Here is a 21,808-nt window from a genome sequence, read left to right on the forward strand (position 1 = left end):
AGCTTGTCATCCTGACGTAGGAAGTATCTGTAAGTTCTAATGCTTAAAAGGAACAGATGCTTCGTTCCTCAGCATGACACACATGAAAAAACTTAACTTAATGACATTAGGGTAGAGTATTTCTCTACCTATTTTACTATCAGGATGAAAGTTTGCATCACAATCGTCAATACCTAAGTCTCTGTAAGAAAAAAGGCGCCGGATACTAAAATCCGACGCCTCACTGATTTAGGTTATGAAAGAAAAGATCGTTTACAGTTGTTCAGTTGAAGGACAGGCACTTTCCCAGTAGGTGCCTGTCGTATTCAAAAAGTAATTAATTAGCTTTTACTTTGGCAAGGAGCTCATCAAGGGACAAACCTTCTCCAACTACAACACCTTTTGCATCAAGCAAAAACATGGTTGGAATTGCTCTTACTTTCCAGGCGTTTGCAGTAGTGCCTTTATCTAAGAAACTAGGCCAAGGCAGTTGCTCTTCTTTTTGAGCTTTTTGCCAGTCGGCTTCTTTCTTGTCAATTGAAATACTTACGATCTGGAAACCTTTACCGTTCAGTTCTTCGTAAGCTTTTTTCAGATGTGGAATAGACTTTCTGCAAGGAACACACCATGATGCCCAGAAATCAACCAATACATATTTATTGCCTTTTAGCAATGAAGCCATATCTGTATTACCTTCCCCTTTTAAATCAAGCAGAGGAGCTTTTTTTCCTTTGAAACCTTCCGGGTCAATCTGTTCCTTAAGTATTTTTCCGTAGTAGCTAGCTTTCGCCTGCGGAGAAAACATAGCATACAGAGGCTTTTCGTTTGGAGTAAAGTAACTATACATGTCCAATGCCAAAAATGGTCCCCACCAGGTTTCTTTGTTATCACTGATTATTTTGGAAATCGTTTTTCCTGCCACTGCAAAGAAAATACTGTCACTAGTCAGCACCTGTTTGTAAGCTTCAGTTGCTCTCAATTGTTTTACAAGTACAGTATCTTTATTCTTAAAGGCCTCATTTATCTTTTCCGAAATCTCCCGCCCGGCTTCATTATTGGAAGAATAAAGAGAATCCAGTCCACGGTGAGGGGCCTTTTTTTGCCAGTATTGGGTATGTGCAGCACTCCCTTTCACCACAACATTTGCGAAATTATAATACTTGGTCCCATTATTTTCTGAGACGCTTGTAGTGCCGGTAATTGTAATAGCTCCATCCTGAGCCATTAAAGAATATCCTCCGTAACCATCAGAGGGACGTATAATAAAGAGACGAGGTCCTGCTAATGAACCTTTAAATTCAAAGTTTCCGTTAGTAATAATAGCTTGAGCAATCGGTTTTTCGTCTTTGTGAGTTGCTCCTGGAATCAGTTCCATTTTAGTTCCATCCGCTAATCCATTTATGGTTCCGGTAATTGTAAATGGTTTAGACTGAGCGATTACATTAGTTATATACATGCACAGGAATAATGCAATCCAGGTGCTTTTTAGGTTTAATTTCATGATTTTCATGTGTTAAATAGATTATTTACTTACGTTTTGTTGAATACTGCCATTTCCATGGTTTTTAATTGCACCCTGTGGGAATGGCATGGTCCACATGTGTGAAGCAGGAGAAAGCGATAAGTTTTTACCGTTTTCGGTTTTACTTAGTGTTTGGGCATAATCTTCTTCCTTATTCAATCGACGTCTGTCGGCAAAAGGAGTGATACTAAGTATTAACTCATTTCCTTTGGTACGGTTAATTAGTCTGATGGCGTCCTGTTTGGTTGCCGCAGTCAGATCAGCATAAACGGTTGGAAGTATTCTTTTTTTGCGAACAGTATTCAGGATATTCATAGCACCGGTAACATCTCCCTGACGAGCCAGACATTCTGCTTTAATGAGATAAACTTCTGTTGTTGTTAATCCGCCATAGTTGAAAAAACCGTTTGTAATACTTTTATAATACGTATCAGCGCCAACTGTTCTTATTTTCCAACGTGAAGCAAATTTGGCGTCACCCGGTTCAAAGCGTGTTGCCCGGTCGGTTCTGATATTACTTTCATTACTACGGTAAATGCTAACACCGTGTCTGAAATTGTAATTTTCAACATAGTCATAGCCCATTGGTGAAGGAGCATTGGTGTAAACATTAACTTGCTCTATCTGTGTTTTATACTGCGTGTAAAACTGTGTCCAGTCATAAAGCTTATCGTTTTGTTTTAATGCTTCATTAGCAGCTGAAAGGGCTTTGTCAAAATGTCCCATTTGTAAATGGATACGGGCCGAAAGTGCGTACGCTGCTCCAAGGTTAGCATGTAATATGGTAGCTCCGGCTGGCCTTAGATTTGGTATTGCCTCTTCAATGTCCTTTAACATAAAGTCATACAGCTCCTTAATACTAACCTGCACATAGGGAGCATCAATATCTGCACTCGTAATTAATGGTACAGAAAGCTTACTGGCCGCCGAGACTTCCTCGTATGTATCTGCATAATAATTAGCCAGCACAAAATAATTTGTAGCCCTAAGTATTTTAGCCTGAGCAATTAACTGTGCTTTGTCTGCTTCACTGGCTTCTGTTGCCTCTGCAGCATGTTCAATAATCAGGTTACTGGTAGAAATGGCTGCGTAACCGTTGTAATAAGTACCTTCATCACTATGATTAAAGGCAATACGGTCTGCATTTTCGTCCCAGTTATAATTTGCACTATATAGCTGATAGTAACTTAAGTTTGAGGCTGATTCAAATTTGTCATTCAATAATAGTATTGCCTGGGTAACATTAGTACGCTGATTGCCATACTCATCGCGCAACAGGGCATCAAAATCAGCTAGCGTAGTAGGGATTTTCTGACCTTTAGGAACAACGCTCAAAAAGTCATTGCAACTGCTCAATCCCGCGGTTATTGCCAGTAAAGCAATCGATATGGTGGTTAATAGATTCTTCTTCATCTTTTGATTCATTTTAATGTTATCAACGGATCATTCATTTCCATTAAAAGTTTAGGTAAATGCCCCATACATAATTCGGTGAGCGAAAACCCTCTAAAAGATATTTTGCTGTTTTGTTGGTAGCAATTGTAAAGAGGTTTTCAGCATTGAACTGGATACGTGCATTTTGCATCCCTGCTTTCTTGATAAATTTTTGCGGAAGATTATAAGCCAGTGAAATATTGCGTAAACGGATATTTGAAGCATCCAGCACATTAATGTCTGAATTCTTATAGATCTCATAGCTTTCACTGCTATAATTCGGGTCTTCGGCAAAAACGGCTCTTGGAACATTTGTCGTTGCCTCATCACCCGGATTTTTCCACCTGTTAATAATGTCTTTATTAACTGCACCTATTTGCGATACATAGCTGAAAAGGGCACTGTTATAGTTATTATTTAACATAGGCAGGAAAGAGTTTCTGATCTTATGTCCACCCTCGAAGGTCAGCAAAAATGAAAAAGCGAAGTTTTTATATTCAACCAGGTTGTTAAATGAACCCGAATAGGTCGGAATGGTAGAACCACTATAAACAATGGATGCCAAAGAGCCCGGAGAATAAAGCATTTTATTTCCATTCTCATCATACACCTGTGGTAATCCCTCTTCATTTAGTCCTGCCCAACGATAACTGTAAATCGCATTATAAGGATTGCCAATTCGTGGATAAGCTTCAGGGTAATCAAGCTGAAGGAAATAAACCGGCGCCTCCACATTTACATACGTAACCTCATTTTTATTGTGTGCATACTGAACGGTAGCGTTCCATCTGATGCTACTATTACGAATCACATCGGCTGATAATGAAGCTTCAATTCCGTGGTTAACCATTTCACCATTATTAATTGAGTAGGTTGAATAACCAAAACCTTCAGTAGGTACACCCATGGTATTAGCCAATAAGTTTTTCCCTTCCTTGTAATAATAGTCGATCGATCCACTCAGTCGGTTCTGTAAAAGAGCATAATCAATCCCCACATTAGTAGTAGCCGTTTTTTCCCATGAAAGCAATGGATTTGGGCGTGCGGAAATTGATCCTTGCATACCTCCAACAGTATTGTTAGCGCTATAGTAGGCAGTCATATAAGGAGCCGCATCTTTAGCAATATTGCCACTTGTTCCGTAAGAAGCCCGAAGCTTTAGCAGATCGACCCATTTTACATTAAAAAAGGCTTCTCTGTAGATGTTCCAGCCTGCACCAACCGACCATAATGGTTTATTCTGGTATTTTGAATTGGTGCCCCAAAGGTTGGAGCGATCCCAACGGATACTACCGGTTGCTAAATATTTGTCGTCATAGGAATAACCCGCGTTTGAATACAAAGACACAAAACGGTTAATGGCTTCACGTTGACTGGCAACATCTGCTGCCGAAAAGTATTGTCCACCCAATATGGCCCCTTGAACATTGGCCAGTTGCTTGGCGTTGATCAAATCATACGACAAAACCGATGGATCATAGTTGTAAAGGTTTTCTGAGTCGTACTCCAGTTTAGTATTCCTGATCTCCGTACCTAAAATCGCAGTAAGGTTATGTTTTTGACCAAATGTTTTGTCTACGTTAAACTGCTGACGGAAATTATAGGATGAACTATGTTGATTTTCATTATAGAAAATATTTCCATACGGCAGGTTGAAAGCAAATCCCTGATCTGCAGTATATCCGGCAAAGCCATTTACACGATTCCGAACGTAGTAAGAGTTCTTGTCAAAAATTTGATTAAAACGGTCGTTAGCAAACTCATATTGGAAGGTTGGACTAAAAGATAACCATTTAGTAATATCTGCTTTTAATTTAATGTATGAGCGATTACTATAGTTTTGAGCTTCTCCCAAATTCATTTGCTGCTCATCAAGTGCATTGATATCCATGCTGTAAAGGTTGTAATCATTGATCAGCGACATCGTATTAGCGCTTAATCTGGACGAGGCAAGCGAGTTGAAATGACTGCCGTCAGCATTAACAAGGCGGTCATAAGGGAGAAACGTATATCCGGGAGAAAGCGTAGAATAATCCTGTCTATTGGTTTTACCGTAATCAAAGTAATTACTTAGTTCGAGCGTAAACCATTTGTTTACATACGTGGTGTTTTTAATATTTAACCCCAGCGTTTGATTATCAGAATACTTGTCTTCCAGCTTGTTGTTACGATAGGTAACAGAAGAATATAGGGAGTTTTTATCGGTAGCATTCTCAATATTAAGGTTATACTGCTGATAAAAAGGATTACGCTTGCTGTAATTTTTAACGTCATCATAATATTGATAACCGCCTGCTGCCAACTGATTCAGTTTTGAGTCCAGATCGTTTTGAGAAAGACTACCAGAATAATAACGTAATAAAGCGTTGATACCCTGACTAGGATACGCAGCATTTTCTAATAAAGAACTAGCATAGGCCGATGCTCCTGCTCCTTGTAAGTTCGGGTTGCTCGCGGCCCACTCTTTTTCAAGGCTTACGATATCAGCCGCATTGGTCAGATTGTCTGTGTACAAACGATACGGCGACACGGTGAACGTGCTGGAGAACGAAATCTGAGGCTTTCCTTTTTTACCTTTTTTAGTAATGATCACCACCACACCGTTTGCAGCCCTTGCTCCATAGATCGATGCTGCAGCAGCGTCCTTAAGTACAGTTATGCTTTCAATATCTTCAAGGTTTAAGCCCGGGATACTTTCGGTAAGACTACCGGTAGTACTATAGCGGGTGTTTTCTACCGGAAACCCATCCACAACATATAAAGGATTGGTTACACCGTTCATAGAGGTGGTTCCCCTGATCACCCCATTATTATATCCGGGAATCCGGCCTTCCAATAACGAGTTTAAATTGCTTAATCTTTGTTGTTGCAACTCCTTAGCTTGTACACTTGAAAATGCTCCGGTAACACGCTCCTTTGATAGCGTTTGGTAACCAGTGGACACCGAAACTTCTTTTAATTCATTGGGTTCAAGCGCCAGGTAAATAGTATTCAGCTCTTTTGCTGCTTTTACTTCCCTCGTTCTGTACCCAAGAAAAGAAATGACCAACACGGCATTTTCCTCCACATTGCGTAAGTAAAACTCTCCGTTTTCATTAGCTGAAGTTTGGATAGAGGTTCCTTTTACCTTTATGCTTGCTCCGGGCAAGGGAAGCCCTTTTTCATCAGCAACTTTTCCTTTTACCTCTATAGCGGTTAGTTGAGTCGTTAAATTTACTACCGATGAGGTTTCCTTCTTTTTTACCAGAACCGTGTTATTGCTAATGCTGAATTCAAAAGGTTGATTTCTGAAGATTTGCTCCAATACCTCTTTTAATTCGGTATTCTTAACCTGTAAGGTGACTTTATTGGCACTTTTTAAGATTGAATTGGTGACAACAAAGTCATACCCGGTCTGATCACTGATCTGATCAAAAATAGTTACTAGTTCAGCGTTCTTTGCTGTTAAAGTAACCTTTTGTGCATAAGTGGTTGCACTAACTTGCATTATCGCTGCGAGCAAAAGCAAAAATGTTAGCTTCATAACTCTCCATGTTTTGAGCCATGCATCTGGTATGCAGAGCATTTGGGTGCATTTTTTGTACATTTGTTCAGTTTAGGTTGATGCTGTTTGCCTTGTATTTTCGAGATCGCGGCATCCAGCGGTTAGTTGATCGATTAACCATATCCATCCTAATTGCCAGTTCGATGGCAGTCGAACTGGTTTTATTTTGATTTCTTCACTTCAATTGGATTAGTGATAGTACGGTTAACTGTTACTTTTAAAATGGTTAAACGGAATAGTATTATTTCATCACAGTGATCCTCCTTCCTTCAATTTTGAATTTTACAGCGTTAGAATAGCTTAGCATCGCTAACACTTCATTGATATTTTTATACCTGGAGATCGTTCCACTGAACCGCTCGTCAGATATTTTACCCTCATAGTTCACTTCAACATCATACCATCGGCTAAGCAGCGGCATTATTTCATCGATGCGATCGTCATTGAAACGGAAGTAGCCATTTTTCCAGGCCATTGTCTCCTTAATATTTGCTGTAACAATGTCAACGGTATTATTAGTGAGAATGGACTGTTGTCCGGGTATGAGTAAATGGGCGTTTCCATTTGCGCTAACTTTTACCGATCCTTCGAGAAGGGTAGTTTTTGCTGCCTTTTCATCAGGATAAGTGTTAACGTTAAAATGTGTACCCAATACCTCGACTTCCTGACTACCCGACTGAACTATAAATGGATGCTTTTTGTCTTTTGCTACTTCAAAATAGGCTTCACCACTTAGTTCAACTTTTCTATTGGCTAATCCGGTAAAGGAAGCAGGGAATTTTAAGCTACTTGCAGCATTTAATGTTACCACAGTACCATCCGGTAATGTAATTTGATGCTGACCTCCACGTGGGGTTTCTATGGTGTTAATTAACGCTGATGCATTTATATCTGTGGAATTACTAAACTTATAAGTCAGCTGACCATCAGCAGTCTTGGTTATGACAATACCTGATTCGTTAGCAAGAGTTCCTTTAGAAGCATCAGTCAAAGAGATTTTTTGTCCGTTGGAAAGTGTTAGAATTGCTTTGTTCGAACCCGGAGCAATTTTATTGGCATTAGCTAACTCGGTATTTTCAGATGCTCTTTTGGCTAAATAAGAATTTATACCGATGGAAATTAATAATACAATCGATGCCGCCGCTGCAATTTTGGCCCAAAGCGGGAACAACTTCTTTACAGATTTATTCTCCTGTAAACCTGCGCGGTCTAATACCCCATCCCAGATCTCCTCTTTTAACGAAACAAAATCAGCTTCATCATCAGAAAGTTGTTGCTTAGCTAACTCCTGATGATACCACCGTTCCAACATGATCTGTTCTTGCGGACTGGCTAATCCTTTATTGTATTTTTCGAAAAGTTTTTCTACCTCCTGTTTGTTCATATGTGTATGTCTTTTAGTGTAAGACAGTTGAACAAGGGGGTATGGGGTAGATGAATTAAGAAAAAATTAACGATTTATTTACGAACTAAGGAAAATGGCCGTTTTAGCGCAGGAATAAAAGAAAAGCAACGCCAACCTGAATAGCCTGTACCTTTGGTTTCAGGATACGTAGTGCGTTTTGCACTTGTTTGCGCACTGTTTGGTCAGAAATATTTAGTTTTTCAGCAATTTCTTTGTGGGTAAGGTTTGCCTTTCTGCTTAGCTCGAAAATCTCCCGCATTTTTGGGGGTAGATTTTGAATTTCAGATTCGATTGCATTAATAAGATCCTTCTCATCCAGCCGCTCCATTGTTTCTGTGCCTGCTTCCGAAATGAACTGAGCCACAGAAGCTAGGTAATCATTTTTAACTTTATTACGCTGAATAAGATTAAACACACGGTTTCGAGCAGACAAGTATAAATAGCCGGATAATTTAGTTTGCTCATCGATGTCGGCTGCTTTCAGCCAGAGGGAGCTGAACATATCCTGCAAAAGGTCTTTGGATTCTTCTTGGCTACGCAGCATTTTATAGACATGCGAATACATAGATGCCCAATAACGATTGTATATCTCTGTAAACGCAGCCTGATCTCCTTCCTTTAAAAAGAGGATAAGTTCCTTATCATCATACTTTCCGTAGCCGCTCATAAAACGAAACTAAAAAAAAATTTCAAATCAAAAACAATGCATTGTATTGACGCTGAACAAAAAACGAATTAAAACGGCCGGATACAAATTGAAAATGAACTCATTTTCCAGTCCCCAAAGGGTTAAATCACATAATTCTGCTAATAAAATAAAGATGAATTTGGCTGATGAAAAGCAGAGGTATTGGAATGTTACATGCTCTGTGAAGTTAAGCGGAGCGAAGGTTATGTCCAGTATAAAACAATGTAATCGATAGCTCATTAGTTGACGTAACAAAAAGCACTTAAAATGATTTCCTGATAGAACTGAAATCATTTTAAGTGCTTTTTATTTACCCTGATGTTACTGGTTGTATTTAACTATTTTAGTGAGTGCATCTTTATCACCGCCATTTATATAGTTTGCAATTTCTTTCATTGTTCCATTCTCTACCTCGACCGAAATTAAACGTTGGCTATCGGCTAAACTCACCAGCCATATTCTTCTGTTATCTTGACTAATATGTATGGCAGATGTAATGTTGTAGTCAAAATATTGACTTTTTACCTGGGTTCTTACATTTTTAGGCAAGTTTTTCTCAAATCCATAGGTGAGGTGATACACTAATGTTCCGTTTGGGGTAAACACGGCTTGGTTGCGCAGATCATCCATAATGAACTTGGCGACAAAACACTTATCAGCTTCTACCCATTTTACATCACTTGCACCTTTAAACAATCCATCAAAAGATTTGGCGACTTTCTCTGTTATTGTTTTCTTACTACTAGAACCCAAAACCAATACTTCCGGCAGTTTTATCTGGGCTGACATACTGTTTACATAAATTAATGAAAACAGGATTCCTGCAAACAGGGAATAAGTTAGCTTTTTCATAGCGTTACGTTTTAGTATTGTACCACATTGCTATTGTTTAGCATAAAGTTAATGTGATCGTAAATCCGGATTTTTTATTTAGCCCGGAAGCGGTTAAAAGCCAATACTCTTCCCGGTTTTTTCAATAATTGCCATTAATCGTTGAAAAGATCCGTTTGTCATCCAAAAAGTGTTGTTTGTCTAATAACTTGCTGAAAAAGAGGTTTTAATGAAATCAATTGGTACTTTTATAAATAAGAACCTTAAAAAATGGGAACGTATGATTTTATATTTTCCGAACGTTTTTCCAATCGGTTTTTACGGCATTTACTCTTTTGGATAACCTGGTATATCTATTATCTGGTGACTTACTTGCTAACCCCCTGGTGTGTCTGGCTCTATCAAAATCACCCTACTGTCTTACAGGAATTTCGGTTTACTCAGTACCATTCAGATTTATTACTTGCAACATCTTCTAATGTGTTTAGGCATATAATTGTGTTTTATATTCTTTATCAGTTCTTCGTTTTGAAAGGATCCTTGAGGAAAAAAATGCTTATGGTTGTTGCAGGTTTGTTTGTTGCAATAATAACAGACACCTTTTTGTGGATTATAAGTCCGGAATTAAAGTCGATTATCGGAACTTATAACTCTATATTCAGTAAAACACTGACTCCACTAATGTTGAGAAATGAAATTGTTCGGGATCTTGCCTATAATGTTCCAACGCTTTTCGGATTAGCAGCTGTGATTAAATTCGGGAAACATTGGTATCAAAAACAAAAAGAAAGAGAATTATTAATAAAGGAAAAGCTCAAAGCAGAATTGCAACTGCTCAAAGCACAAATTCATCCGCATTTTCTTTTTAATACATTAAATAATATTTACTCATTTATCCTTACTTCCAATCCAAATGCTTCAGGGTTGATATTAAAATTGTCGAACTTATTGAGGTATATACTCACCGAATGCAATCAACCGAAGGTTCCTTTAGTAAAAGAATTGAAAATGATAGAAAACTATATGGAACTGGAGAAAATACGCTATGGAGAACGACTAAATATGCAGGTAACCGTTGTCGGTAATCCTGAGAATAAATCTATTGCACCATTGCTATTGTTGCCTTTTATTGAAAATAGCTTTAAACATGGAGCTAGTAATGTGTTACAAAATCCATGGATAGAACTCAATCTTATTATCACAGATCAAAACTTGTCAATGGAATTGGTTAATAGTCAGGTTGCCGTCTCTCAGGCTTACGATAAAAATAATGGCATCGGACTCGCTAATGTGCAAAAGAGGTTAAATCTTTTATACGGTAATCAACATACATTAAAAATAAGTACTGAACGGGAGGTTTTCAAAATCCAACTAACAGTGGGGTTAACAGAAATTGCAGTTATTTCAGAAGACATAGTCGATATATCCTATTTCAACGTATCAGCTGTTTGATGTTGCTAACTAATGATTTTGCCGGATGTTAAAGCGATTAATATGACAATCAGTGATTTTATATTTTCTGAAAAACCATCGGTTCATAAATTCCGCCATCTTGTTTTCTGGTTAGGCTGGGGATTTTACTTTTATGTTATTCCCGGTCTTCTTGATGATAAGCCATGTACGGGTTTCGTGCTGAATATTTACGCATTAGCTAATACACTACTTATACTTGTTGTGCAAATTTCGGCCTTTTATAGTGTTGTTTATTATTTGATTCCTCGATACCTACTAAAACGAGATTATTTAAGCTTCATACTAGGAATGATTATAGTAGGATTCACCCTTATTGGGTTTGATTATTTTATTTGGTTGCTGGTCAACGGTCAAGTACACTCTACATTTAATTTTGATAGTAATTCTGTAGAGAAAGGGTTTTCATTGAGATACGTACTTTATAATGGATTATTTATTTCGCCTGCAAAAGACTCCTCTCCGCTGATGTACGATCTTCAATGGGGTTTGTTTTCAGCTCCCAAAGTAATTGCAGTCGGTGCGGCAATCACCTTTTTAAAAAGATGGTACATTAAGCAAAAGGAAAATGAACGTATCGAAAGAGAAAAAGTTAAGGCCGAGTTGGATTTGCTGAAAGTGCAATTGCATCCCCGGTTTCTTTTTAATACTCTGACTGCTATTTACGCTTATTCGTTAACCGCCTCAGACAAAGCCGAAAACATGATCTTGAAGCTCTCTGAAATGCTGAGTTATATGCTTTATGATTGCAACCAATCAGTTGTGTTACTAGAGAAAGAATTAAATGTGCTACAGGATTATATAGCGCTTGAGAAAATGAAATGTAAGGGACGTTTAGATGTAAATCTTCAAATAACAGGGGATTATAAAAATAAGCTGATTGCCCCGTTATTGTTACTTCACTTTTTAGAAAACAGTATAAAATACAGCACAGAACAGGCAATAAAGCACCCTTGGATAAGTGTGATCATCAGTATACATGAAACTAAATTAAGTTTTAAACTAACAGGCAGTAAATCGAATGATGAGATAATTCCTGGGACAGGTGAGCCGGAAGATCTCTATGATCTGAGAAAACGTTTGGACGCATTGTACCCACAAAGGTATGAACTCCTACTATTGAAGGAAGAGGATATTTATATGATTTCGCTAGCATTAGAGTTGGAGGTTATTTCAATTAATAGTCCAAGCGAAAAATTTATTGGGGAACCGATACTCACTTAACTATTCTACCATGATAACCGAAAATAAAATACAGTGTTTAATTGTGGATGATGAACCACCCGCAATAGCTATTTTGCAAAAATATATAGAATCAGTGCCGGGGTTAATGCTGACTGGTGCTTGCTTCAATGCAGTTGAGGCCTTGACTGTACTTCAACAAAAAAATGTTGATTTACTGTTTCTGGATATACAAATGCCACAGCTTTTAGGGACAGACTTTATCAGAACGTTGAAAAATCCACCTAAAGTTATTTTTACTACTGCCTATAGAAAATATGCTGTTGAAGGGTTTGAACTGGATGCCGTGGATTATTTACTGAAACCGGTTTCTTTTGAACGTTTTATCAAAGCCGTTAACAAGGTGATGCAAACCCAGGTGCAACCGGCTGGTGAACCTGTAGAAATAAGTGATGGTTCTAAAGATGGAGCATTTATCTATTTCCGTGCTGATCGTAAAATGGTGAAGGTTTTTTTAAAAGATATCCTCTATGTAGAGAGCCTTAAAGATTATATCAAAGTAATTACCAGCTTCAGGCAAATTATCACTAAACAATCTATCTCTTCACTTGAAGCTATGCTGCCTGCTAATCAGTTTGTCAGAATTCATCGTTCGTATTTGGTGGCAATTAGTAAGATCGACTCATTTACGGCAGATGATATCGAGATACAAAAAAAGGAAATTCCTATTGGCCGTATGTACCAGCATGAAGTTAATAGAGTGTTAAAACTGGCGGTTAAATAAGTGTTGCCTTTCTTTCATAACGAGTGTGTCGTTATGAAAGTAGGAGCAAAATACGCTATAATTGTTTACCCTAATTTGGGTATGCGCTAACCATCTTCTTATTAAAAAAAAATCAATTGTCCGACTCTATGGAAGCCTGCAGCGGATTTATCATAGCGTGGGTTTCAGTTTTAAGCTGCAGGAAATCGGTGAATTCGAAAGTGCCTTTGGATTGTTCGTATTGATTCAGATGCATCCCCCAATAAGAACGTAAATTCCAATAAAAAAACTAACCCGTTGTGCGATTTGATTTCACATATGTGAATTTAAAACATGAGTTATTGTATAAGCCAAAATCGCCTCTTACATTTCGGAAGAGATGATTTAAATACTCGCATTAACTGTTGGAGAACTGTACGCAGTCTCGGCTGAGCCGAGAGCATTTTTTGCTTACTTTTTTTTGCTGAAGAAAAACATGCGAAGCATTTTTGAATACCTTTAAAATAAAACACTGCATGAAAAAAGTGAGTCCCGCTGAAAGCGGCGGGAGAAAATAATTCATCAAACTGTGATTATTGCACTATTAGGCTTTTTTTGAGTTATTTTAAATCACACAACGCGTAAAAGCTACTATGTTTAATTGACGATACTAATAACTATCTAAGCAGCCGGATTTAAAACAGATCTCAACGAATATCACTTAAACCTTAGCGAATTTATATCAACTTAAAATCACAAGAAATTTTTTTTGAGGTTTGTTTTCAGATAAACTTTTGAACCTTAAAAATGCTTTTTACCCCCCCAATGTTTTATGTATTTCTTAGCTCATTATTGCTGGGTTATGCCTGTACAAATATGTCGGAAAGCAAAACAACAACTTCTAAAAAACGAAAGGAATCGGCTCCTGCAGCTAATTATGCACAAGGAAGAACGGTTCAGTCATTTTCAGTAAGAAACGATCATGTAACCGATACTTCAACTTTTAATCTTGCTCCGTTTCTAAGCAATAATAATTATAGGGTTCAGCATGAAAGTTCGGGTTTTTTAAATAATGATCGTTATGAAGACCGTGTGTTGGTATTGGAAGCGGATAATGAAGAAAGTAATTATTTGCCTCGTTTAACCTTAGTTTTATTGGGAAGTCCCAAAGGATTTAAGTTATACATGCGAAGTGAAAGCATTATGCAGGCCGAAAATACGGTCGAGGGAGGGAAAATGTTTGATACGGAAGATGTCAAAATTGAGGAAAATAAAATCGTATTTGATTTATATGCAATTGGTCCTAATGGTCATATCTCGTATGAATTTGCCTGGATAAATGATCATTTACAATTACATGAACTGATCGGCTATTTTATGGGGGCCGGTTCACACACGGAATATGTGTATCGCCCTAAATCACCTATTGAAGGTACTTTAGATGAGACGGTAATTAATACCATGGAGGATAACATGCCATCTACTACCAATACATATCGCGTAAAATTCAAAGCAGCTATTCACTTTGAAACTTTTGATTACAGCAAATGTTTGGAAGAGTTGGTTCAGCAAACAGGAGATACCAAATAGGAAATCATATGAACAAAAATACTACAACACACTACATTTTGGTCCTTCTATCTATTTTGCTCGTTTCTTGTCAGCCAAAAAATAACACCAATAATAAAAAAACACTAGAGAAGTTAAGCGGACATCTCGACACGGTGGGAAATTGTTGGGTTGGAGCAGAACCACTCTATTCGGTTAGTCGGTTTGAGGGTCGGTCTGAGTACACATCTGTATCGAAATTAGATGCAAAAGGGGAGTCGATAGGGCTTGGACTTATTAATCGCAAAGGAGAAATTGTAGTGCCTGTTATTTATGATGGACTGGATTTGGGATTCGCAGATGGCGTTTGCCAGGTGAATAAAGACGATAAGCTCGGACTTGTAAATACTGATGGGATAGAAATTGTAGCACCTACCTATGACTACATTGAAAACGGAGGAGCGGTAGACGGGCTCCTTCGCGTGGGCAAAAATGATCGTTATGGCATGATTAGCCTTAAAGGCGAAATAGTTATTCCTGTTGAATATCAGGACGTAATAGGAGCCTATGAAGGAATGATTGCCGTAATGGTTGAGCCTCAACGGTGGGGTTACTTAAACCATAAAAATGAAATGGTGGTAAAACCCGAATTTACGTTTGTCGACAAATTTGTAAATGGGAAAGTGGTCTTGCAAAAAGCGGATGGGGAAAATTACATCGTTTATAAAGATGGTAGAGTAGTAAAAGAAACCGAGAGTCATTAATTATCCATTATTGCCCTTTTAATGAGAAAAAAAGTTATTGTATTTATCGCCATCTTGTTATTGTTGTCATCGTGCGCCAGTAGACAATTGGTTACTTACAACCCTCGGCCTGCCGAAAACTTATATACGGTTAAGAACAAAGAACAGGTTACATTGCTGTTTTTTGATACAGAAGATGCCGAAGGACTAACGGATCACTTGGCAATCTATAAACGATTTGCCGAGGCCTTTGCCGATACCGATGAAGTGCTGGTACTGAACATCAATAGCCAAACAGTGATCGAATTTGAAAATTATGGTTATTACTATTTCAACAATGATGGTAGTAAACTTAAATCGGGAATGATACTATCAAATGGAGTTGATATGCCGATTATTGAAGCCAATCCTGAAAAATACATCAAACGCTATGAAGACTATTTTGGAGTGCCTTTTAATGATAAGGTTTATTACGGACAGAAACGAAAAGCAGAAATAGCAACGCATCAAACGGAAGCAGAAAAACTATTAAAAGAAAGAGTGAAGATAGATAATCGTTACGCAACGCAATTAATAACTAACTCAAATACCTCTTTTTATCCAAAGAAGGTGTTTAACCAAGCCTGCCGCACCGGAAAAGTAATCATACAATTATTTGAAGATAGCGTCAAAACAAAGAAAGGTGCTGTGCAAATAGAAACAGTGTACAATTCCGAAGGTCAGATAAAAAGCAATACTACATTAATCAACGGAGTGGCGTATGCGAATGAAATTTATTACAGAAACGCTTATCAGCTAATTGATAGCATTGTTAAAATAGATGAGAAAGGGTTAAAATCCAAAAGTGTTTTTAAGTATGGAAAGAATCAATATGCAATTGTTTCTATTGACGGACCCAGTATAATGACTTCAGGCATATTCTACCTAAATGATAAGTTTCAATGTGTTAAGAAAGAAACACTGAATGGAAGTGGAGATGTAGTTAGGACAACCGCTTGTAGATACGATGACCGCGGAAGAATTATTGAGGAGGTAAGCGAAGATCAACGGTTGGTCTATGAATATAAAAACCGGCAGGATGAATTTTATGCTTCTTTGAAGTCTTACAACACTAAAACGCAATCGTTAATGCATGAAAGCACTAGGTTGGATGAAAATGGCAAAGTGATTTTTATTAATAAGGCAAACAATAAGATATTATCGACTTCTGTTTCGGTAAATGATTTAAATGGATGTACCAAGACCGTGTACAACTATAACGGAGACCTCACGATAAATGAAGTATACGCGTACTATTATGAAAATTGAGGCAATTGACTCAGTGAAATACAATTTAACAAGAATGAAAAAGATAAAGCTACTTCTTACATTATTAGTGATGCTTGTTTTCCAGTCGGCAATTGCACAGTCGCAAAAGTCGATTCCTTCAGATGCGGTGGTTAATGAGTTTTATGATGCAATAGTTGCAGATAACAATGAGAAAATAAAGCAATTGCTAACGAGTAAATTTCCGGGTAATTATGAACCCAAAAATAAAGTAGAACCAATAAGGGTTGCGATCTGGCAGAAAAATATCATTGCTGTAAAGCTATTGGTTGAAGCAGGTGCAAACATCAATAGCAAAACACAATCTGCCGTTGAAGAAGCTGCCGGAAGAGGCGAAAAAGCCATTCTGGAGTATTTAATGAGCAAAGGTGGGGATATAAAGAATAACGATGCATTTAGTCTTGCGGCTGCCAATAATCATTATGACTGTGCAAAACTATTATTGCTAAAAGGGGCCAGCCAGGAATCTGGCGATGTAAGTGGTAAGCTTAAAATGTATGAAATGGCAGTGAGCAGAGCTGATTTCGAAGTCTTGAATAAGTTAAAATTGAGCAAGGAAGAATTAGATGCAAACAACTGTGAAGGCGAAACGGCGCTGATCATTGCGGTAAAACAGAATGACAAGACAATGGTTGAATACTTGCTGAAACGGGGCGTAAACAAAAATAAACCCGAAACATTTGATTGCGGTGATGATACATCATACGGCAAAAAGCCAATTGATATTGCCAAAAAAAGAAACTATTCCAATATAGTTCAGCTGCTTAAATAAGTAGTTCTCTTTCTACTCACATCAAACCTTATTCTGATTCGCTATTAAATATGAAAAGCTTTTTTACCGTAGCGTTTGTTCTTATTTCAGTACTTGCTTTAGGACAAACAACTATTCAGATAGAAATTAATTACGTTAGGAGTTTTCGAAAAGAGAAAGACAGTATGATTGTGGAGCTGGGAAACACTCCCAAATTGTGTAGGTTACCCATTAAAAATAACCCCAATTTCGTTAAGTACGCAGCATTGTTAAAACCGTATGAACAAAAAGACTACTTTATAACTAGAAAACTGTTTGAAATAGGAGTTGAAAAAGGGTCAAACATGATCAAATCCATCAGGCCTTTGATAAAGAGTGAGGTGGAGGAATATCAATACCTTCAGCCAGAACCGGCTTTAGCTGTTGCTGCGGTTTCAGCAAATCAGGAACCGGAAAAACTTTATGATGAAGCAATGGAGCTCTTTAATAAGGGTAGTTATGAGGAAGCCACTGCAACAATTAATAAAGCGATCATAATACATACACAAAATCCAGATTACCATGAATTAAAAGCATTATGCCTGGGCAATCTGAAGCAATACAATCAGTCAACTGATGAGGCGATGTATGCGCTTGAAATGGATAAGGCAAATGCCGGATTGTATGAAATAATTGCCAATAATTATTATTTCTTGCAAGACTATGAAAACGCGTGTAAAAATTATGAGAAGGCCATAGAGTATGAAAGCGAAAATATTCCCCGGATCTATCATAATTACATAAGGTGCCTGATTGAAATACCTGATCCTTATCGGGCAATAGCAATCTATAAGATTTATGAGTATCGCACAAAAGGCTTAACTGCTTACATCGGTGATGAGGAAAATTTTGATGATGATTTAATTTTCTATACCGGTCAGGCTTACCAGCAACTAAAAAACTGGAAAAAGGCGCTGGCTATTTACAATAGGTTTATTGTGATGTATCCCGATTTTTATGGCTATTACGCCCAAAGGGGACGACTTTACCAACAAAAAGGAGATTGGCTTGAAGCGCTGAGAGATTTTGATGCTGCATTAAAGTTAGATAGTTCACAAACCATTCTTCAACTCAATATTGCCCAAGTATATCAAGAACTCAAGGATTACCGCCGGACAGCGGATGCTTACGAAAAATACCTTTCAAAGTATCCTGACGATGCTGTTCAACTCGGCAATTATGGATATTGTTTACTGGATGCGGAGCGATACAAAGACGCTCAAAAATTATTTGATCAATCGATGATACTTGATACTAAAAGTATAGACACACATATAGGGCGAATACTTGCCGCTCATTTACTTGGAGATACTGAAAAGAAAAACGAGTACATAGGTGAGGCTAAACGGCAGTTTCCGGAAATCGCCATCAACACAGCAACTTTAAATACACTGATTAAAACGGGTAATTATTACTATTCTGATAAAATCATAACCATTTGGGAAGATGCAATTAACTAACCCAAGTGGTCTGTTGTAAAATGAATAGAAGAAGATTGAGTAAACAATTTTAAGATGGTAAAAAGTTTTTCGTTAGTACTGTTGTATATGTTAATGGTTGGGCCATGCTCCAGTCAGCGTAAGGTCAACTTGGCAACACTAGTATTGGATGAAAAAATAGAACAACTGGTTAAGTTTGGAGATCGAAATTTTATCGGGATCAACACTGTGGAGGTTCCGGTTGCCATCGTTCTTGAATGTAAAAAATCAACCGCTTTTACCTTTAACGAGGTGAAGCTTGATGGGGTGAATATTGTATTTCAGATTCAGTCGGATATAACAAAAAAAGATACAAGCCTCCACGACGGAATGGGCCATTTGCGTATATCTTCCTTTAAAACAAAAGAAGAATTAACGCAGGAATTGTCCAAACTTAATGCGGACAGCGTTATTTATGGCTATCGCATCGAATTAAATACTCCGGAGCTAAAAGCTCAACTGCTTAAAGAACTTATAAAGCTGTACGGAAAAGGAATTAAGAATCCGAATACGGATAATGGGCTTTATTGGAATCTTCCCAAAGAAAATAAATACATCTTCTTTGCTCCCGATTATGACCGCTTAATAGTGCTCAATAATAAAAAGCTTTCTAAAACCTGTTATTGGGATAATGTTAACGGCTTGATTGATTTTGGTGGTTGTGATCGGGAAAAATACATAGAAGAATTAAGGAACTAACAACCTGCTCGGATAATGAAAACCAGTTTAATTATTAAAACACTATTGTTAGTTGTTCTATTAATAGTGATCAGGCTTATCTTTTTGCATGAAGAAGGTGGCCATTCATCGGTTGGAGGGGGCTATTATAATTTGGCCAGATTATACTATTTGTTTGCGGTAATTGTGTTTCTGATTATTTATGAAGTGTTTTTGCTGTTTAGCAACCGGCAAGAGAATGGAGTGTTATTGATCATCGGATTATTGTTGTTGCTTGCCCATATTATTTATGGACTTGTTTTACTTTATTAAGCAGTCGTTTTGAAAAAGTTCTTTGCATTCATCTCATCAACATTATTTTTCATGGCTTGTCAGAATGATCATGAAGTGAAATTCTATTACCTCGAAAAACACACGAAGCAAGCAGATGGGTTCAATATCATCCATAGGGATGATTCGTTATATGGTAACAAATTGTATGAAACGGTTTTAGTAAGAAATCCTCCGGCCACAGCAGACAGCCTTAAACAATTAATGCTGCATTATTTTGATACCCTCAACAATCGACAAAACAAAGGAGTCATTTTTGCCTATAGGTCTCTTGATTTTTACCGATACACAAGCGAAACCAATAATTTCCTCCATTCAACAAAAGACCCGTACCAACTTGCCAATGTTTATTTATGGGATTATTCTGAAGCGTATTTAGGGAATGTTTACTACCAGAGATGTCCGAATGATTCTTTAAAAATTATCAAGACAATTTACCTGAATCAAGCCGGACAAACAGATACGCTAACAAATGAGTGTTTAAAATAACAAGGCGGATTTAGTTGAAACTACTTTTTCGTTAACGAAATATACTTATCCCCGCAGTCATAAAACTTAACATAGGAATTCATTGCGTTGCCGGAGTTCTGTATTTGAATTTCGCTCTCACTTAAGAGTCCCTCGATATCTGTAGGGATTTTTAAATCCTTTACTTTCGGCTCTCCGTCTTCATCCAAAGCTCCTTCATTTTCGGCCCATTTTATTCCCTTAAAGATGAGGTAATTCTGCTGTTCAGTTAAGCTTCTGAAGAAATGCACTTTGCCATTAAGCTCTCGCTGATCTGTTTTTATTCGGTAAAAATATTCACCTTCTTTTTTAGTTATCGATAACGCAAAAGTGCAGGCAGTACCGTTAGCATTTTTGTAATTTCCTTCCAGGTTAGCTGGCAATGGTGGTATTTTTAGATTTACTTCTGAAAATGCGATGGGCAAACTTTTAGCAGATTTTAAATCTATCCACCTTCCGTTAAACTGTTTGCCCTTAAATACCCCTTGAATTTTGGCTACTTTTTCTCCATTATGATTAAGCTCGAAAATTAGCAAGGAGTCATTTTTCAATTCTCCTTTTAACTTAATTTCAATTCCCTTGCTTTGGTAAAAATAATAGCCCGCTATAGCTCCCTGGTTATTGTTAAGCTGAAATACTACATCCAATTTGTTGTCGATTTTACCTGTATAATTTCTGGCAAACCAGGTTTCAGGTCTTTCGATTAAATAGTTAGCTAATTTATTGGCGCTGTTTTTCACCTTTTTTGCCAGCGTGTTAAAAGAAAATAAGGAGGAAATAATTAGGGTAATGGTTATGGTTTTCATGTAGGTGTTTTGTATTACAACAATAAGCAAATTATGCGATTTCATCAAATTAGAAGTGTTTTTGGTCAATTTTGTTGAAGGTTTAAGATCGTCATTTTTAGTAATTCAGGAAGATTATCTGAAGCTTGGTTTAAGATCGTCTTTTTGTGTATGTACAAGCACTTGTGTATATTTCGCCACAAATTACGGCGCTCCCTCAAATTGAATTACGGCTTTCCCAAGTATTATGTTTATTGCAGATAGTGATCAAGATAAAAGTAGAACGGTTTTTAAAGAACTGTTCGACTTTTATGCGCCCAAGATTTACAGTTTTGGGAATTCCTATCTTAAATCAAATCATGATGCTGAAGAATTGGTGCAGGAGGTGTTTATTAGAATGTGGAACCAGCGCGATGTCTTGGATGATACTAAAAATATTAAAGCCTACATTTTTAAAACAGCCGTTAACCTTATTTATGATCAGCTGAGAAAGCGAAAGCTGGAAAAACTGCATACCGAACTTTCATTATTTCAACATTCTGAAGAAGACCACTCCACATTAGATTATTTATCATTAGGAGATCTTCAAAATCAAATCAATGGTCTTATTGCTAAAATGCCTGAGCAAAGGCGACTCATTTTTACCTTAAGCAGGGTAGATGGTTTGAGCTACGACGAAATTGCTCAACAATTAAACATATCCAAACGAACGGTAGAAAACCAGGTTTACCGTGCAATGTCATTCCTGAAAGAGCATATTGATAGTAAGTACATGCTCTATCTGGTCTTTTTTTACTTCTGCTAAAAACACATCTGCATTATTTTT

19 protein-coding genes are annotated in these 21,808 nt (G+C 37.4%); 12 read left to right on the forward strand and 7 right to left on the reverse strand.

Translation table 11 applies throughout. The features are described 5' to 3' along the window. Window positions 1–316: 316 nt before the first annotated feature. From SOLCA_RS00400 to SOLCA_RS00425, 6 genes are all read right to left on the reverse strand, one after another. Window positions 317–1,489 carry a TlpA disulfide reductase family protein gene (locus tag SOLCA_RS00400; protein WP_014678463.1) on the reverse strand — a complete coding sequence of 391 codons (1,173 nt, stop codon included), beginning with the start codon at window positions 1,487–1,489 and terminating at the stop codon, window positions 317–319. A gap of 12 nt (window positions 1,490–1,501) precedes the next feature. After that, on the reverse strand, window positions 1,502–2,914 hold the full coding sequence (locus SOLCA_RS00405; RefSeq protein WP_052308695.1) for a RagB/SusD family nutrient uptake outer membrane protein: 1,413 nt from the start codon (window positions 2,912–2,914) through the stop codon (window positions 1,502–1,504). 43 nt (window positions 2,915–2,957) lie between these two features. Beyond that, window positions 2,958–6,458, reverse strand: coding sequence for a SusC/RagA family TonB-linked outer membrane protein (locus SOLCA_RS00410; protein ID WP_157604479.1), 3,501 nt, complete (start codon window positions 6,456–6,458; stop codon window positions 2,958–2,960). Window positions 6,459–6,720: 262 nt separating this feature from the next. Next, on the reverse strand, window positions 6,721–7,863 hold the full coding sequence (locus SOLCA_RS00415; protein WP_014678466.1) for a FecR family protein: 1,143 nt from the start codon (window positions 7,861–7,863) through the stop codon (window positions 6,721–6,723). A 103-nt stretch (window positions 7,864–7,966) separates the two neighbouring features. Further along, window positions 7,967–8,551: an RNA polymerase sigma factor gene (locus SOLCA_RS00420; RefSeq protein WP_014678467.1), complete on the reverse strand. Its 585-nt coding sequence runs from the start codon at window positions 8,549–8,551 to the stop codon at window positions 7,967–7,969. Between the two features lie 342 nt (window positions 8,552–8,893). Next, window positions 8,894–9,424: a hypothetical protein gene (locus SOLCA_RS00425; protein WP_014678469.1), complete on the reverse strand. Its 531-nt coding sequence runs from the start codon at window positions 9,422–9,424 to the stop codon at window positions 8,894–8,896. Window positions 9,425–9,955: 531 nt separating this feature from the next. On the opposite strand from SOLCA_RS00425, the gene SOLCA_RS00430 reads away from it, so the two are divergent. The 11 genes from SOLCA_RS00430 (at window position 9,956) to SOLCA_RS00480 (ending at window position 20,179) form a co-directional block, all read left to right on the forward strand. Further along, complete coding sequence (locus SOLCA_RS00430) at window positions 9,956–10,855, forward strand: sensor histidine kinase (protein WP_052308524.1); 900 nt, start codon at window positions 9,956–9,958, stop codon at window positions 10,853–10,855. 42 nt (window positions 10,856–10,897) lie between these two features. Then, window positions 10,898–12,097 carry a sensor histidine kinase gene (locus SOLCA_RS22645; protein WP_157604480.1) on the forward strand — a complete coding sequence of 400 codons (1,200 nt, stop codon included), beginning with the start codon at window positions 10,898–10,900 and terminating at the stop codon, window positions 12,095–12,097. A 10-nt stretch (window positions 12,098–12,107) separates the two neighbouring features. Beyond that, window positions 12,108–12,839 carry a LytR/AlgR family response regulator transcription factor gene (locus SOLCA_RS00440; RefSeq protein ID WP_014678472.1) on the forward strand — a complete coding sequence of 244 codons (732 nt, stop codon included), beginning with the start codon at window positions 12,108–12,110 and terminating at the stop codon, window positions 12,837–12,839. A gap of 765 nt (window positions 12,840–13,604) precedes the next feature. Further along, on the forward strand, window positions 13,605–14,387 hold the full coding sequence (locus SOLCA_RS00445) for a hypothetical protein (RefSeq protein WP_014678473.1): 783 nt from the start codon (window positions 13,605–13,607) through the stop codon (window positions 14,385–14,387). Between the two features lie 8 nt (window positions 14,388–14,395). Next, complete coding sequence (locus tag SOLCA_RS00450) at window positions 14,396–15,109, forward strand: WG repeat-containing protein (RefSeq protein ID WP_169313278.1); 714 nt, start codon at window positions 14,396–14,398, stop codon at window positions 15,107–15,109. A gap of 21 nt (window positions 15,110–15,130) precedes the next feature. Further along, complete coding sequence (locus SOLCA_RS00455; protein WP_014678475.1) at window positions 15,131–16,396, forward strand: hypothetical protein; 1,266 nt, start codon at window positions 15,131–15,133, stop codon at window positions 16,394–16,396. Window positions 16,397–16,430: 34 nt separating this feature from the next. Beyond that, window positions 16,431–17,186 carry an ankyrin repeat domain-containing protein gene (locus tag SOLCA_RS00460; RefSeq protein ID WP_157604481.1) on the forward strand — a complete coding sequence of 252 codons (756 nt, stop codon included), beginning with the start codon at window positions 16,431–16,433 and terminating at the stop codon, window positions 17,184–17,186. Between the two features lie 50 nt (window positions 17,187–17,236). Continuing rightward, window positions 17,237–18,664, forward strand: coding sequence for a tetratricopeptide repeat protein (locus SOLCA_RS00465; RefSeq protein WP_014678477.1), 1,428 nt, complete (start codon window positions 17,237–17,239; stop codon window positions 18,662–18,664). Between the two features lie 54 nt (window positions 18,665–18,718). Beyond that, entirely contained in the window at window positions 18,719–19,381 is a 663-nt protein-coding gene (locus SOLCA_RS00470; protein ID WP_014678478.1) for a hypothetical protein, read from the forward strand. Between the two features lie 15 nt (window positions 19,382–19,396). Then, a complete protein-coding gene (locus SOLCA_RS00475; protein ID WP_014678479.1) occupies window positions 19,397–19,672 on the forward strand; it encodes a hypothetical protein in 276 nt (91 codons plus the stop codon). 9 nt (window positions 19,673–19,681) lie between these two features. Continuing rightward, on the forward strand, window positions 19,682–20,179 hold the full coding sequence (locus SOLCA_RS00480) for a putative periplasmic lipoprotein (RefSeq protein ID WP_014678480.1): 498 nt from the start codon (window positions 19,682–19,684) through the stop codon (window positions 20,177–20,179). A gap of 20 nt (window positions 20,180–20,199) precedes the next feature. Here SOLCA_RS00480 and SOLCA_RS22040 read toward each other — a convergent pair whose 3' ends face one another. Continuing rightward, window positions 20,200–21,048 carry a hypothetical protein gene (locus SOLCA_RS22040; protein WP_014678481.1) on the reverse strand — a complete coding sequence of 283 codons (849 nt, stop codon included), beginning with the start codon at window positions 21,046–21,048 and terminating at the stop codon, window positions 20,200–20,202. Window positions 21,049–21,229: 181 nt separating this feature from the next. Between SOLCA_RS22040 and SOLCA_RS00490 the strand changes: the two genes are divergently transcribed. Then, a complete protein-coding gene (locus SOLCA_RS00490; RefSeq protein ID WP_014678482.1) occupies window positions 21,230–21,787 on the forward strand; it encodes an RNA polymerase sigma-70 factor in 558 nt (185 codons plus the stop codon). Window positions 21,788–21,808 lie beyond the last annotated feature (21 nt).

It is taken from the genome of Solitalea canadensis DSM 3403 (genome assembly GCF_000242635.2).
In the GTDB taxonomy this organism is placed as follows: domain Bacteria; phylum Bacteroidota; class Bacteroidia; order Sphingobacteriales; family Sphingobacteriaceae; genus Solitalea; species Solitalea canadensis.